Below are 15,235 nucleotides of genomic sequence, written 5' to 3' on the forward strand. Positions count from 1 at the left end.
GCCACGCCGGCCCCGCCCGGTTGAAACGGGTGCGGGGCGCCCCTGGACGGGACGCCCCGCGAAACGCGACGGAGGAGACGGCGGTCAGCGCACCGGCGGAGGCTCCTCCGGCGGCGTGGGCCACGAGGAGGCGGGACCCGCCTCACCCGGGGCCGCCTGACCGGGGTTCGGTTCACTGCGCGCCGACCGACCGCGCGGGTCCGCCGGGCTGATCGGGGTGGTCGCCGCGCCCGGAGCGGCCGGCGCGCCCTCCTGCGGGTACGCGCCCTCCTGCGGGTACCCCGTGGTCGGGCTCTCCGGGGACATCGGCTGCGGAGACACCGGGGCCTGCGGGGAGCCGGCGGTCTGCGGGTACGCGGTGCGCGCCGGCTGGGCGAAGGCGCCGGCCGTCTGGCGCGGGTAGGTCTCCCGCGGCATGGCCTCCTGCGGCACGTGGACGGTCTCCATCGCGTCGGAGCGGCCCTGGCTGTAGGCGGCCGCCTGGGCGCGGATGGTCTCGGTCTCCACCTCCGCACGGTTCAGCCAGTGCTCCCAGCGCTGCTGCATGGGCCGCACCAGCCCGCCGCCGACGCCCACGATGACGACTCCGGCGACGGCCGCCAGGAAGGCGATCAGGACCGGCGTGGTGACGGTGGTCGCGACCTCGATCTGGTTGAGCGCCGCGATGACGCCGAGGCCGATGATGAAGACCGACGCGATCGTGGCGAGCGTCCTGCCGTACGACAGGGAGCCCAGCGCCGCGCTCACGATGTCCTTGACGGCCCTGGCGATGGCGGTGGCGACCACGATGATCACGATCGCCACGGCGGCCTTGGGCAGCCAGGCCACGACGCCGGCGAGCAGGGCGCTGACCGGGTTGGGGCCGAAGACGGAGAAGGCGATCTGCAGCGTCACCAGCAGGATCGCGTAGTAGACCAGTTTCGCGAGCAGGTCGGACGCGTCGTACTTGCTGCGCGCGAGCACCCGTCCCACGCCGCCGCGTTCGACCCAGCGGTCGAACCCGACGCGTTCGAGTACGGCGTCCACCACCTTGCGCAGGGCCTTGGCGACCAGCCAGCCCACCACCAGGACGACGACGAATGCGAGGAACTTGGGGACGAAGGTGACGACCGACGACCAGGCGTCGGCCACTCCTCTTCCCCAGTCGACCGGAGCGGCCATAAGTCCTCCTGTTCAGAGCCTTCCACCGCCGGGGCGGGGACCTACGAGGGCGGCAGCTACCCGGTGACCCGCGTCTCATTCGCGGCCGGTGTCCGCCCCCGCACGCACGGCGACCGCCCTTCCCGGCGATGACGCAGGTCACACGCCGCGGGGGCCGCGCCGAAAAAGCACCGAAAAAAGCGGCAGAAAACGCGCGAACCATCCGCGCCCAGGCCCGCTCAGGACCCGCTCAGGTTCACTCAGGCGACTCAGGTCCGCTCAGGCCAGGCGGACGACCTCGACCACGACCTCCTGGCGTCCGGAGACCATGCCCTGGTAGACGCCCTTGATGGGCGGCACGTCCGTGTAGTCCCTGCCCCTGCCGACGACGACGTGGGCCTCGCCGCCTCTCGTGCGGTTGGTCGGGTCGAGGGCGTTCCACTCTCCCGTCCAGTACTCGATCCACGCGTGGCTCTGCCCGGCGACCGCCTCGCCGATCTCCGCCTCGGGCCGGGGGTGCAGATATCCCGAGACGTACCTCGCCGGGATGTCCGCGGCGCGCAGCAGCGCCACCGTGAGATGCGCCATGTCCTGGCAGACGCCCTTGCCGTGCTCCCAGACCTCCTGCGCGCTGGTGCGCACGCCCGTCGCCCCCGGCACGTACGCGATCCGCTCGTTGACGTGCCACGCGAGCGCCTCGGCCGCCTCGTGCGCGTCCAGCCCCTCCGCACGCTCCCGGGCGTCCGCCGCCAGCCCGGGCGAGATCGCGGTCTGCGGGGTCGGCCGGAGCAGTTCGCCCACGGGCCCGCCGGCCGCGCGCAGGTCGTCCCGGGCCGGCGGCACGCCGAGCGGCGGCGCGGCGGAGGTGTCCACCCGGGCGTACGACTCGATGGTCAGCGACCGGTGCGGCGCGGGCAGGTCGAAGACGCCGACGATCGTCCCCCAGTGGTCGGTGTAGGTCCAGACGGGCGCCGAGGGACGGACGACCAGCCGCCGCTCCAGCGTGGTCTGGCCTCGGTCGCTCAGCGGGGTCATCCTGACCTCGTTGTACGACGCGGAGGCCGAGCCGTCGTAGTCGAACCGGGTGACATGACTGATCTTCACGCGCCAGCCCACGAGGAGCCTCCCCTCACCCAGCCCGCCGGGGCGGCGCCGGGGAAGAACCGGTCGCCGATCGCGAGCATGGCCGCCGCGCCCGCCTCCCGGATCTCGTCGAGCAGCCGGGGAAGCCGGGCGGGCAGCGCGGCCGTGTCGGCGTACTCCAGCGTCATCCGGACCCGGCCGATCGCGGCCCGCGCGGCGTCGGCCGTGCCCGCGCGGCCCTGGTTCGGGGCGAGTTCGGCCAGGCACCGCTCGGCGGTGGCGAGGGCGTGCACGACCGACCGGGGGAACAACCGGTCGAGCAGCAGGAACTCCAGCACCTTCGTGCTGTCGCCCCGGTGCGTGCGGGTGAACGACTCGTCGGCGCCGCACGCCTCCAGCAGCATCCGCCAGGCCGCCGGATCGGCGAGGAGACCGGTCTGCACGGCGATCAGGCGCGAGGTCATGTCGGCCCGTTCGAGGCTGCGCCCGAGCACCAGGAACCGCCACCCGTCGTCCCTGCTCATCGTGGCGTCGGCCAGTCCGGCCAGCAGCGCCGCCCGCTCCCTGACGTACCGCAGGTACACGTGCGGCCCGAGCCGTTCGGCGGCGGCCCGCGTCTCCGGCAGGGCGTTCCAGGTGACGTTGAGGCACTCCCACACCTCGGTGGAGATGATCTCGCGGACGCCCCGGGCGTTCTCCCGGGCCGCGCGCAGGCAGCCCGCGATCGAGCCGGGATCGGCCGGGTCGTAGGCGAGCCGGCGCACCATCGTCGCGGCCGTCGGCGGGCCGGCGTCCGGGACGGGCAGCGGGTGGCCGAGGATCGCGAAGACCGCCGTCGCGTCGTCCTCGCCCGCCAGGGCGCGACGCAGCGAGACGTCGAGGATCCGGGCGATGTCGTCGGCGCGTTCGACGTAGCGCCCGATCCAGTACAGGGTCTCGGCGATCCGGCTCAGCAGGTCTCTCGCCACTGCCCTCTCCCTTCTGTGGGTGATGGTGCCGCCGATCACTGCTGCCCGGCGTCCCAGGCGGCGCCGCGGCTCGGCTCCCACCACGGCGGCGGCCCGGCCACCGCGGTGGGAGCCGGACCCGGCACCGCACCGGGCACGGGACCGCCCTCGGCGGGCAGCACCCAGGTGTCCTTGGAGCCGCCGCCCTGGCTGGAGTTGACCACGAGCTCTCCCTCGGGCAGCGCGACCCGGGTGAGCCCGCCGGGCAGCAGCCAGACGTCGTCGCCGTCGTTGACCGCGAACGGCCGCAGGTCGATGTGCCGGGGACGCGGCAGGTCGCCGATCAGGCTGGGGGCGGTCGACAGCGCGACCGGCCGCTGCGCCACCCAGCCCCGCGGGTCGGCCCGCACGGTCTCCGACAGCTCCCGCAACGTCTCCTCCGACGCCCGGGGGCCGATCACGATGCCCTTGCCGCCGGCGCCGTCCACCGGCTTGAGCACCAGGTCGCCGATGCGCGACAGCACCCACTCCAGCGTCTCCGGGTCCTCCAGGCGGTAGGACTCGACGTTGCCGATCAGCGGTTCCTCGCCCAGGTAGTAGCGCATGAGGTCCGGCACGTACGTGTAGACGAGCTTGTCGTCGGCGACCCCGTTGCCGACGGCGTTGGCGATCGTCACGTGCCCGGCCCTGGCGGCGTTGAGCAGCCCCGGGCAGCCGAGGGTGGAGTCCCAGCGGAAGTGGAGGGGATCGAGGTAGTCGTCGTCCACCCTCCGGTAGATCACGTGGACCGGGCGCCTGCCGTTCGTGGTGCGCATGTGGACCCGGTTGTCCTCGCAGACCAGGTCGCGGCCTTCGACCAGCTCGACGCCCATGAGGCGGGCGAGCAGGGCGTGCTCGAAGTAGGCCGCGTTGTGGACGCCCGGCGTCAGGATCACGACGGCCGGGTCGGTCACGTGCTCGGGAGCGGCCCTCCGCAGCGCGGCGAGCAGGCGGGCGGGATACTCCTCGACCGGCCGCACCCGCTGCTCGGCGAACAGCGCCGGCAGCGTACGGCTCATCGCCAGCCGGTTCTCCAGGACGTAGCTGACCCTGCTGGGCGTGCGGACGTTGTCCTCCAGCACCCGGAAGCCGCCGTCCTCGTCCCTGACGATGTCGATTCCGGCGACGTGCACGCGGACGCGCGCCGCGATGCCGTCGGCCGCCCGGTGGAAGTGCGGCGAGGAGTGCAGCAGCCGCCAGGGCACCACGCCGTCGTGGAACGCCCGGCGCTCGCCGTACACGTCGTCGAGGAACGCCTCCAGAGTCCGCACGCGCTGCCGTACGGCTCTGGCGATGAGGTCCCACTCGGCCGCGTCGAGCACCCGGGGGACCAGGTCGAGCGGGAACGGCCGCTCCTCCCCCGCGTAGTCGAAGGTCACCCCGCGGTCGGTGAACACCCGGGCGAGCTGGTCGGCCCGGTAGCGGAGTTCCTCGGCCCCGAGGGGCTGCAGGGCCGCGAACAGCGCCTGGTACGCCGGCCGGGGCACGCCCGGCCGCTCGAACATCTCGTCCCAGGCGTCGGCCAGTGCGTACGAGTCAAAGATGTCCGCCATGTGCGGAGGTTAGACAAGCGATGTTTCGCCCGGCGGCTCGCCGTGTATCAGCCCCGTGCCGCGCGCGTTGCCGTGACGTGAGCCCGCGCCCTTCCGCCGCTCCGTAACCGTTGACGTTTGTTGGGGCGCTAGTCAAACTAATCCCGGAAGATCGCACGAGGAGACACCCCCGCCCCGACGATCGGAAGGCCGGTAATGGTGCGCAAGGTCCTGGCCGTGCTCGCGGCACTGCTCGTCCTCCTGCCGGCGCCGCTCCAGGGCCCGGCCGCGGCCGCCCCCGCGGCGCCCCGGGTCACCTACGACCACTACTCGCTCATGATCGACGGCCGGAGGGTCGTCGTGCAGGCCGCCGAGATCCACTACTTCCGGCTGCCTAGCCCCGGCCTGTGGCGGGACGTGCTGGAGAAGATCAGGGCCGGCGGGTTCAACGCCGTCTCCGTCTACTTCGACTGGGCCTACCACTCCCCCAAGCCGGGCGTGTACGACTTCACCGGAGTGCGCGACGTCGACCGTTTCCTGCGCACGGCCGAGCGGGCGGGCCTGTACGTCGTCGCCCGCCCCGGGCCGTACATCAACGCGGAGACCACCGGCGGCGGGTTCCCCGGATGGCTGAAGAACGTGCCCGGCCGGGGCCGCAGCAGCGACGCCGGGTTCACCCAGGCGTACCGCGACTGGCTCCACCACATCAACCCGATCATCGCGAGGCACCAGGTGGGCCGCGGCGGGTCGGTGATCCTCTACAACGCGGAGAACGAGTACGCCGCCAACACCGACGCGGCGTACATGCAGGACATCCAGGACCAGGCGCGGGCGGACGGCATCGACGTGCCGATCACCACGAACGACTGCTGCGACGCCGCCGACTGGAGCTCCACCTGGGCCGAGGGGCCGGGCGCCGTCCAGATCCCCGGCGTGGACGACTATCCGCAGTCCTTCGACTGCGCCAACGCCGAGACCGTGTGGGGCCCGTGGGGCGAGGGGGTCACCGAGAGGCTCCGCGACGACGCCCCGGTGTTCGCCGCCGAGTACCAGGCGGGGGCCATCGACCTGAACAACGCGGGCTACGACCGGTGCCGGGACCTGACCGGCCCGGCGTACATGAAGTTCTTCTACAAGTCCAACCTGCTGGTGAGCGGCGCGACGCTGTTCAACTACTACATGGGCTTCGGCGGCACCAACTGGGGCTTCCTCGCCCAGCCCAACGACGTCTACACGTCGTACGACTACGGCGCCGCCGTGAACGAGGCCCGGCAGCCGACGGCGAAGTACGACGAGTTCAAGCGGCAGGGCTACTTCCTGCAGGCCGTCGCCCCGCTGGCGAAGACGGACCCCGCGGCGGCTCCCGGGACCGACAATCCGGCCATCGGGGTCGTCGCCCGGGCGAACCCGGACACCGGCACCCGGTTCGCGCTCGTCCGGCACGCCGACCGCGCCGCCACGACCACCGACGCGGCCACGCTCTCGTGGACCGTCCCGGACGGCACGTACGCCCTGCCCGTGCAGGTCAGGGGCCGCGACGCGCACGTCCTGGTCGGCGCGTACGACCTGGGCGGCCAGCGCCTGGCGGCGTCCAGCTCGGAGATCATGACCCACGCCTTCGTCGGCGGCCGGGACGTCGCGGTGCTCTACGGCACGGCCGGCTCCCCGGGCGCGACGATCCTGCGTTACTCCACCCCGCCGCAGGTGAAGGTGCTGGAGGGCGACGTCCGCTGGGCCTTCGAGGGCGGCGACCTCCGCCTGGACTACACGCATCAGGGCCTCGCCCGCGTGCTGGTCTCGGGCGGCGGGCGACGGCCGCTGCTGCTCCTGCTGGGCACCGACGAGACCGCCGCGACGTTCTGGCGGGCGGGCACCGACGCCGCCCCGGTGCTGGTGCGGGGCACGTCCCTCGTCCGGTCCGCCGCCGTCGAGGGCGGTGCCGTACGGCTCACCGCCGACACCGCCCGGGAGGGCGAGGTGGAGGTGTTCGCCGACGCGCGGGCCTCCCGGCTGCGCCTCGCCGGCGACCCGGGCGACACGGACGTGCGCGTCACCCGGACGCCGAGCGGATCGCTGCTCGGCCGGGTGCCCGGACCCCGCGAGGCCGCGCGCCTGCCCGCGCTCACCGGGTGGCGCGTCCACGACGAGGCGCCGGAGGCCGCGCCCGGGTTCGACGACTCGTCCTGGCGGACGGCCGACAAGGCCACCACCGAGAGCCCGATGAAGCCGAAGGCCGGGCCGGTGCTGTACGCCGACGACTACGGCTTCCACTACGGCGACGTCTGGTATCGCGGCCGCTTCACCGCGACGGGCGCGGAGACCGCCGTGGCGCTTAACGCGATCACCGGCAGGCGCGGGCGTTACCTCGTCTGGCTCGACGGGCGCTACCTCGGCTCGGCCGCGGGCGGCACCCAGGCCGACGTCGACGCGGCGAACCCCGAGCCGGGGCCGGGCCGCTTCGCGGTCCCCGCGGGCCTGCTGAAGCCCGGGCGCACCGCCACGCTGGCGGTACTGGTGCAGAACATGGGCCACAACGACGACTGGACGGCCGACGACAACCGGTTCAAGCAGCCGCGCGGCCTGGTCGCCGCCGCGGTGGAGGGGGCGGCGGCGATCGCCTGGAAGATCCAGGGCGCCCGCGGCGGCGAAGACCTCGCCGACCCGGTGCGCGGGCCGCTCAACACCGGCGGCCTGTACGGCGAGCGCTCCGGCTGGCACCTGCCCGGCTACCCCGACCGCGCCTGGAAGGAGATCGCCGCCCCGGCCGGACGGCCGCTCGCGCCCGGCGTCACGTGGTACCGCACCGGCTTCCGGCTCGACCTCCCCGAGGGCCAGGACGTCTCCGTGGGCCTGCGCTTCGGCGGCGCCGTCCCGGCGGGCTCCCGGACGCTGATCTACCTCAACGGCTGGAACGTCGGCCAGTACGGCGGCGACATCGGGCCGCAGAAGGAGTTCGTGCTGCCCGCCGGGCTGCTGCGCGGGCACGGTCACAACACGCTCGCCCTGGCCGTCACCTCCACCGCGGCCGCCGGCGGCGGGCCCGGCCCGATCGGCCTGTTCGCGTACGGAGCCGTGCGCGGCGGGGTGCCCGTCCCGGACGTCCCTGGGCCGTCGTACCCGCTCGCCCGCTGAGCGCCACGGCAGTGGCGGGCCGCCCGCGTACCGTTTCCTGGCCGGTACGCGGGCGGCTCTTTTCGTCCCAGACCCCGCACCGGACCCCACGTGAGGGAGCATTCCGGGCAGCCTCACGGCCGCGGCCACCCTGTCGTACCTGGACCGCAACGGCCCCGAGCGGCTGAGCGTCCTCGCCTCGCGGCAATCCGTCACCCAGCCGTCGATGACCCAGCTCGTGCGGCGCCTGGAGCGTGAAGGGCTGGTGCACCGGGCGGCCGACGACCTCGACGGCCGCGCGGTGCGGGTCGCCGTCACCGACGCCGGCCGCGCGCTGCTCGCCGAGCGGCGCCGCCTGCGCCGGGAGCGGCTCACCGAGCTGCTCGGCACGCTCTCCCCCGGTGAGCTGCGCGACCTGACGCGGATCGCCGGCGAGTTCCTCCCCCTGCTCCGCCGCCTGCTCCAGAGCGAGGCCGGCGAGTAGGGACCAGGGCGCTCCCCCTCGCTACTCCCAGGAGGTCCGGTGAGCTCTGCTCATGCCCCCGTAGCTCATGCCACCGTCGCCAGCCCCTTCAAGCAGCCGAAGGCGGTCTGGGCCGTCGCCTTCGCCTGCGTGATCTCGTTCATGGGGATCGGGCTGGTGGACCCGATCCTGCCCGCCCTCAGCTCGAAGCTGCACGCCACGCCCAGCCAGGTCTCGCTGCTGTTCACCAGCTATCTGGTGGTGACCGCGGTGGCCATGCTGATCACCGGATGGGTCTCCAGCCGGATCGGCGCCAAGCGCACGCTCATCGCCGGTCTGGCCCTGATCGTGGTGTTCGCCGCGCTCGCCGGCGCGTCCGGGAGCATCGGCGGCATCGTCGGCTTCCGGGCCGGCTGGGGCCTCGGCAACGCGCTGTTCATCGCCACCTCCCTCGCGGTCATCGTCGCCTCCGGCAGCGGCGGCTTCGCCGGGGCGATCATCCTGTACGAGACCGCGCTCGGCGTCGGCATCGCGGTCGGCCCCCTGCTCGGCGGGACCCTGGGCGGCATCAGCTGGCGCGGCCCGTTCTACGGCGTCGCGGTGCTGATGGCGATCGCCCTGGTCGCCACCGTCACCCTGGTGCAACGCACCCCCGCCCCGGCGCGGAAGACCGGCGTGGCCGAGCCGCTGAAGGCGCTGCGCCACCGCGGCCTGCTCATCCTGGGCCTGACCGCCCTCTGCTACAACTGGGGCTTCTTCACCGTCCTGGGCTACGCGCCGTACCCGATGGAGCTGAACGAGCACCAGCTCGGCCTCGTCTTCACCGGCTGGGGGATCCTGGTCGCCGTCTTCTCCGTCTTCGGGGCGCCGCGCCTGCAGGCGCGGTTCGGCATCGCCCGCACGCTCTACGCCAACCTCGTGCTGTTCAGCCTCGACATCCTGGTGATCGCGCTGTTCACCTCGAACCGGGTCGTGGTGATCTGCGGGGTGATCGTCGCGGGCGTCTTCATCGGCGTCAACAACACGGTCACCACGCAGGCGGTCATGACCGTCTCGCCGGTGGAGCGGCCGATCGCCTCCGCCTCCTACGGGTTCATCCGCTTCATCGGCGGCGGTCTCGCGCCCTTCGTCGCGGGCCGGCTCGCCGAGCAATTCGACAGTCAGCACGCGCCGTTCTACCTGGGAGCCGCCGCCGTGCTCCTCGGCGCGGTGATCCTCACCGCCGCGCACCGGCAGCTCGGCGAGGCCGAGCGCGCCCAGGCCGCGGAGCTCGCCGCAGCCGGCCCCGCCGCCGCCCGGCGGGAGAGGCTGGAGGAGTCGGCCCTCGCCGAGGATCTCGGCTCGGCCACCTGAGCGCGCCGGGTCAGAACCGGGCGACCAGGGCCGGGGTGAGCGCGGCTGGCCCGGCGCAGCCGGACAGGGCCAGGGTGAGATCGGTCTCCGCCAGCACGCAGCGGAGCACGTGCTCCACGCCCGCCTGGCCGTCCAGGCCCAGCCCGTACGCGTACGGCCGGCCAAGCAGCACGGTCCTGGCGCCGAGCGCGAGGGCCTTGACGACGTCGTCCCCGCCGCGGACACCGCCGTCGAAGAGCACCGTGAGCCGGTCGGCGACCGCGTCGGCGACGGCCGGCAGCGCGTCGGCCGCCCCGATCGAGCCGTTGACCTGGCGCCCGCCGTGATTGGACACGACCACCCCGTCCATCCCCGCGTCGGCGGCCAGCCGGGCGTCGTCGGGATGGAGGATGCCCTTCAGCACGATCGGGCCGTCCCAGTGCTCGCGCAGCAGGGCGAGGTCCGGCCACGTCTTGCCGGGGTCGCCGAACAGCCCCACGAAGTGCAGGACGGCGGCCTCCGGGTCCTCGTGCACCGGCCGCGCGAGCCCGGCCTGGAACGCCGGGTCGGTGAAGTAGTTGGCGGTGCCGACGCCGCGCAGGAACGGCAGGTACGCCTGGTCGAGATCGCGCGGCCGCCAGGCCAGCAGCGGCGTGTCGAGGGTGACGACGAGCACGCTGAACCCCGACGCCTTGGCCCGGGCGAGGAAGCTGAGGGTGACCTCGCGGTCGCGGCCCCAGTAGAGCTGGAACCACCGCTCGCCGTCTCCCATGGCCGCGGCGACCTCCTCCATCGGCGTGCTGGAGGCCGACGACAGCACGAAGGGCACGCCCAGCGCCGCCGCGGCGCGGGCGGCGGCCGGTTCGGCGTCCGGGTGCATGATCGACAGCACGCCGATCGGCGCGAGCGCCAGCGGCGCGGGCAGTCTCCGGCCGAGCACGGTCACCGACAGGTCGCGCCCGCGCACGTCGCGCAGCATCCGCGGCACGATGCGCCAGCGGTCCAGCGCCTCGCGGTTGGCCCGCTCGGTGCGCCCGCCGCCCGCGCTGCCGGCCACGTAGCCCACCGGCCCGGGACCCAGGCGCCGCTCGGCCATCTCCTCCAACCGGTTCAGATCCGTGGGCAGGCGCGGCACGACGCCCGCCATGCCGTTGAGGTAGATCTCGTACTGGAAGTCCGCCCAGCTCACCGCGCCTCCATTCCTCCAGATCACTGCCGTACGGCACGCTACCGGAACCGATGCGTTGATAGAGGGACGGAAGGGGTCAGCGGGGTTCGCGCGCGCCGCACCCGGATGACGGTTCTTTGCTGTGATTGTGCGGAGCTCCTACCAAGGAGCGGCGGCGGCAGGGGCACACCCTGGAGAGCGACCGCGGTGCGGCGTGCCGTCGACAGCGTCGCGACGGGCGTCCCCGCGCGTCCGTGTCCCGCGGAGGGTCGCACCCGAGCGTACGCGGGGCCACCGACGATCACGCCCACCCGTCCGTACGCGATCGGCCAAAGGGTGATCATGCCGGCTTACTTATCTCGAACAGCGCAGGCCGACGCCTCGCGGGCCCTGCCCGGGAGGTCGCCCAGACGCCTGCACCACGTCTTCGAATCCCGTTGCGACCTGACGCCGTCGGCGACGGCCCTGGAGTGCGGGCGGCTGAGCTGGACCTACGCCGCGCTCGACGCGCGGGCGAACCGGCTCGCGCACCTCCTGCGCGACCTGGGGGCCGGACGCGGTTCCCGGGTGGCGATCCTGCTGCCGCGGTCGCCGGACACCTACCTGGCGCTGCTCGCGGTGGGCAAGGCGGGGGCGGCGTTCGTGCCGCTCGACCCGCAGTCGCCCCCGGACCGGGCCGCCTACATCCTCGGCGACGCCGGCGTCGACCTCGTGCTCACCACGTCCGGGCGGGCTCCGGAGGTCAGGGCGCCGGGTCGCCGCGTGCTCGCCCTCGACACCTCCGCGGACCTGATCGCGTCGGCGCCCGCCACCCGTCCGTTCTCCGGACCGCTCAACGGCGCGGCGGACGACGACCCGGCCGCGTACGTCATGTACACCTCCGGGTCGAGCGGGCGCCCGAAGGGTGTCGAGGTGGCCCAGTCGAGCATCTGCAACTTCCTCGGCGTGGTGCCGGAGCTGTACGGCGTGCGGCCGGACGACCGCGTCTACCAGGGGATGTCCATCTCCTTCGACTTCTCCGTCGAGGAGATCTGGCCGACCTGGTCGGCCGGCGCGGCCCTCGTCGCGGGACCGGCCGGCTCCCGGCAGCTCGGCGCGGAGCTGGCGGACTTCCTGGACCAGCACGGAATCACGATCCTGTACTGCGTCCCGACGCTGCTCGCGACGATCCCGCGTGACGTGCCGTCCCTGCGCACCATCCTCGTCGGGGGCGAGCCCTGCCCGGCGCAGCTGGTGGAGCGGTGGAGCCGGCCGGGGCGGCGGATGCTCAACACGTACGGGCCGACCGAGGCGACGGTCACCGCGACCTGCGCCGAACTGCTGCCGGGACGGCCGGTCACCATCGGCAGGCCGTTGCCCACCTACACCGTCGTGCTGCTCGACGAACGGCGCGACCCGGTGCCGGACGGCGAGGTCGGCGAGATCTGCATCGGGGGCCCCGGCGTCGCCCGCGGCTACGTCGGCCGTCCCGCCCTGACCGCCGACCGCTTCGTCGAACACCCGCTGGCGCCCCCCGGCGGCAGGTTGTACCGCACGGGGGACCTCGGCCGGGTGACCGCGACCGGGGAGCTCGAATACCTCGGCCGCTCCGACGCCGAGGTGAAGATCCGCGGACACCGGGTGGACCTGGGCGAGATCGAGAACGTGCTGCTGGAGGACGCCGGCGTCGCCGAGGCGGTGGCCGCCCTGATGCCCGCGCCGGGCGTGGACGGACCGGACGGGGAACTGGCCGCCTACGTCGTGCCCGCGAACGGCCACGACGAGGCGCTGACCGGGAGGCTTCGTGATCGCCTGAGCCGCCGCCTGCCGGCCTACATGGTGCCGTCATTCCTGGACGTCGTGGCCGCCCTGCCCACCATGCCGAGCGGCAAGGTGGACCGCGGGCGGCTGCCGCGGCCGAGCGGCCGCCGGCTGGTCGGCTCGGGGCCGGTGGCGCCCGCCGAGGGCGCACTGGAGACACGACTGCGCGCCGCGTGGGCGGAGGAGTTCGGGCTCGACCCCGAGTCGCTGTCGGTCGAGGCGGACTTCTTCACCGACCTCGGCGGCCACTCCCTGCTGGCCGCGCGCATCGTGTCGCTCCTGCGGACGAGCGAGATCGGCGCGGGGCTCGCGGTGCGCGACCTCTACGCGAACCCGACCGTACGCCGCCTCGCCGCGCACCTCTCCGCGAACGGAGGCCGCGGGGGCGGACGCGCGCCGGCCTCCCGTCCCCGCCCGAGGCCGCTGCGGCACGGCGGCCGGGCGGTCGCGGCCGCCGGGGCGGCCCAGGGCGTGGTCGTCTACCTGCTGCTCCTCATGGTCACGTTGCCGGTCTCCGTCACGCTGTACGCCTGGACCACGCCCCACGGCGGCCCGCTCCCCGGGGGCCGCAGGACGCAGGAGGGCTGGATGCTCCTCCCCGGAACGGGGACCGACCTGGTCGGCGCGCTGGCGCTGGCCGCGGCGGCCGCGTACGTCTGGGTGCGCTGGCTGCTGCCCGTGCTGCTGGTGCGGCCGCTGTCGGGCGGCGTCCGGCCGGGTCGTCACCCGCTGTGGGGCGCGACCTACCTGCGGCTGTGGGCGACGAACCTGCTGCTGTCCCTGTCTCCGCTGCGGACGCTGAGCGGCTCGCCCATGATGGCCCCCTACCTGCGGCTGCTCGGCGCGAAGGTCGGGCCCGCCACCGCCGTCGCGACGGCCGACGTCAACCTCCCGGCGATGCTGCGGATCGGCGAGGGGGCCTCGGTCGGCTACCGCGCCTCGCTGCACGCCTGGCTGGTGGAGGACGGGTGGGTGGTCGTCGCCCCGGTGGAGGTCGGGCCGCACGCGTTCGTCGGGAACGGCGCCGCGCTCGGGCCGGGCGCACGGGTCGCCGGCCACGCCGCGCTGGGCGACCAGTCGGCCCTGACGCACGGCGAGACGGTGCCGCGGGGAGGGCGCTGGGCCGGATCGCCGCCGAACCCCGTCGAGTCCGTGGGACCGGCCGTCGAGGCGATGCTGCGCGCCCCCGCCGGCGCAGGGAACTGGAAGGCCCGCCACGTGGCCGCCGCCGTGGCCGGCCTCGTCTGCATCGAGGCGATCCTGCTGGCCACGATCATGCCGAGCGTCCTGGTCATCTGGACGGTCGTGGCCGCCTGGGGCCCGCAGGCCGCTCCGATCGCCGTCCTCCTGGCGGGTCCGCTGTTCGTGGCCGTCGTCTGCGCGGTGGTGGCCGCCGGCAAACGGCTCGTGCTGCCAAAGGCGCCGGCCGGCGTCCATCCGGCGCGTTCCTGCCTCGGCGTGCGCAAGTGGGCCGTGGACAAGCTCCTGGAGTCCAGCCTGACACTGACCAACTCGCTCTACGGCACGCTGTACACCTCGCCGTGGCTGCGGCTGCTCGGCGCGCGGGTCGGCCGCCGGGCCGAGGTGTCGACGGCCGCGCAGCTCGACCCCGATCTCCTCACGCTGCGCGAGGAGAGCTTCGTCGCCGACATGGCGGGCGTCGGCGCGGCCAGCTTCGCCCGTGGCCGGATCGCCCTGCGTCCCACCGAGGTCGGCAGGCGCGCGTTCGTCGGCAACGCCGCGGTCGTCCCCGCCGGGACGCGGATGGGGCCAGGCTCCCTGGTGGGCGTCAGCACCGTCCCGCCGCCGGACGGCGTGCCGGAGGGCACCTCGTGGCTGGGCTCGCCCGCGATGCACCTTCCCGTACGGCAGGACAGCGGCGCGTTTCCGGAAGACCAGACGTTCCGGCCGCCGCGCCTGCTGGTGCTGCACCGCCTGGGCGTCGAGTTCTTCCGCGCCACGCTCCCGGCGATGCTGTTCGGCGGCGCGCTCTACCTCCACCTCCTGGGCGTGCACGCGCTCGCGCGCCTCCTGCCCCTGCCCGTGGTGGCGGCCGCGGCGCCGCTCGTCGCCGGCGCCGCGTCGCTGGGGGTGATCGGTTGCTGCGTCGCGTTCAAACGCCGCCTCATCGGCGCGTACCGGCCGAGAGTGGAGCCGTTGTGGAGCCGGTTCGTCCGGCGCACCGAGTTCGTCACCGGGCTGTGGGAGGCCGCCGCGGTGCCCGCCGGGGTCGCCCTCCTGGCCGGTACCCCGTTCCTGCCGGCCGTGCTGCGGTGGTTCGGGGCCCGCATCGGCAGGCGCGCCTGGATCGCGACCACCTATCTGACCGAGTTCGACCTGGTGGAGGTGGGCGACGACGTCGCGATCGGGCCGGGGGTGTCGCTGCAGACCCACCTGTTCGAGGACCGGGTCATGAAGATGTCGGCCGTCACGGTCCGGTCCGGCTCCAGCGTCGGCGCCCGTTCCGTGGTGCTCTACGACTCGGTGGTGGGCGAGGACGTCTCGCTCGGCGCCCTGTCGTTGCTGATGAAGGGCGAGCGGCTCACCCCGGGGACGAGCTGGCGCGGCATCCCGGCGCAGGCCGCCGTCGGGGAATCGTGAGCGCGATGGGTGAGCGGCA

The 15,235-nt window shown here is 74.1% G+C and carries 9 protein-coding genes; 4 read left to right on the forward strand and 5 right to left on the reverse strand.

Annotated features, from left to right (window positions below):
* Positions 1–84 precede the first annotated feature (84 nt).
* The 4 genes from FED44_RS23495 to FED44_RS23510 all read right to left on the reverse strand — a co-directional run bounded on the left by FED44_RS23495 (position 85) and on the right by FED44_RS23510 (position 4,762).
* Positions 85–1,161 carry a mechanosensitive ion channel family protein gene (locus FED44_RS23495; RefSeq protein ID WP_138462064.1) on the reverse strand — a complete coding sequence of 359 codons (1,077 nt, stop codon included), beginning with the start codon at positions 1,159–1,161 and terminating at the stop codon, positions 85–87.
* A 258-nt stretch (positions 1,162–1,419) separates the two neighbouring features.
* Positions 1,420–2,256: a transglutaminase family protein gene (locus FED44_RS23500; protein ID WP_138462065.1), complete on the reverse strand. Its 837-nt coding sequence runs from the start codon at positions 2,254–2,256 to the stop codon at positions 1,420–1,422.
* Positions 2,241–3,191, reverse strand: coding sequence for an alpha-E domain-containing protein (locus FED44_RS23505; RefSeq protein WP_111700922.1), 951 nt, complete (start codon positions 3,189–3,191; stop codon positions 2,241–2,243). The genes FED44_RS23500 and FED44_RS23505 overlap by 16 nt, the downstream gene beginning before the upstream one ends.
* 35 nt (positions 3,192–3,226) lie before the next feature.
* A complete protein-coding gene (locus FED44_RS23510; RefSeq protein ID WP_138462066.1) occupies positions 3,227–4,762 on the reverse strand; it encodes a circularly permuted type 2 ATP-grasp protein in 1,536 nt (511 codons plus the stop codon).
* Between the two features lie 195 nt (positions 4,763–4,957).
* Here FED44_RS23510 and FED44_RS23515 point away from each other — a divergent pair, with 195 nt between their 5' ends.
* The 3 genes from FED44_RS23515 (at position 4,958) to FED44_RS23525 (ending at position 9,668) form a co-directional block, all read left to right on the forward strand.
* Positions 4,958–7,873: a beta-galactosidase gene (locus tag FED44_RS23515; protein ID WP_138462067.1), complete on the forward strand. Its 2,916-nt coding sequence runs from the start codon at positions 4,958–4,960 to the stop codon at positions 7,871–7,873.
* 100 nt (positions 7,874–7,973) lie between these two features.
* Complete coding sequence (locus FED44_RS23520; RefSeq protein ID WP_138462068.1) at positions 7,974–8,336, forward strand: MarR family winged helix-turn-helix transcriptional regulator; 363 nt, start codon at positions 7,974–7,976, stop codon at positions 8,334–8,336.
* Positions 8,337–8,375: 39 nt separating this feature from the next.
* Positions 8,376–9,668 (forward strand): MFS transporter, encoded by a 1,293-nt coding sequence (locus tag FED44_RS23525; protein WP_244302178.1) that lies wholly within the window; start codon positions 8,376–8,378, stop codon positions 9,666–9,668.
* A 10-nt stretch (positions 9,669–9,678) separates the two neighbouring features.
* Here the strand turns inward: FED44_RS23525 and FED44_RS23530 are convergent, their stop codons facing one another.
* Positions 9,679–10,836 (reverse strand): lactate 2-monooxygenase, encoded by a 1,158-nt coding sequence (locus FED44_RS23530; protein ID WP_310738171.1) that lies wholly within the window; start codon positions 10,834–10,836, stop codon positions 9,679–9,681.
* Between the two features lie 321 nt (positions 10,837–11,157).
* On the opposite strand from FED44_RS23530, the gene FED44_RS23535 reads away from it, so the two are divergent.
* On the forward strand, positions 11,158–15,216 hold the full coding sequence (locus tag FED44_RS23535) for a Pls/PosA family non-ribosomal peptide synthetase (RefSeq protein ID WP_138462069.1): 4,059 nt from the start codon (positions 11,158–11,160) through the stop codon (positions 15,214–15,216).
* The last annotated feature ends 19 nt before the right edge of the window (positions 15,217–15,235 follow it).

The organism is Microbispora triticiradicis, assembly GCF_005864065.1.
GTDB lineage: Bacteria > Actinomycetota > Actinomycetes > Streptosporangiales > Streptosporangiaceae > Microbispora > Microbispora triticiradicis.

Excerpts from the sequence above, each read along its gene's own strand:
- FED44_RS23495 (WP_138462064.1), bottom strand. The coding sequence starts at position 1,161 with ATGGCCGCTCCGGTCGACTGGGGAAGAGGAGTGGCCGACGCCTGGTCG.
- FED44_RS23510 (WP_138462066.1), bottom strand. The coding sequence starts at position 4,762 with ATGGCGGACATCTTTGACTCGTACGCACTGGCCGACGCCTGGGACGAG.
- FED44_RS23515 (WP_138462067.1), top strand. The coding sequence starts at position 4,958 with ATGGTGCGCAAGGTCCTGGCCGTGCTCGCGGCACTGCTCGTCCTCCTG.
- FED44_RS23535 (WP_138462069.1), top strand. The coding sequence starts at position 11,158 with ATGCCGGCTTACTTATCTCGAACAGCGCAGGCCGACGCCTCGCGGGCC.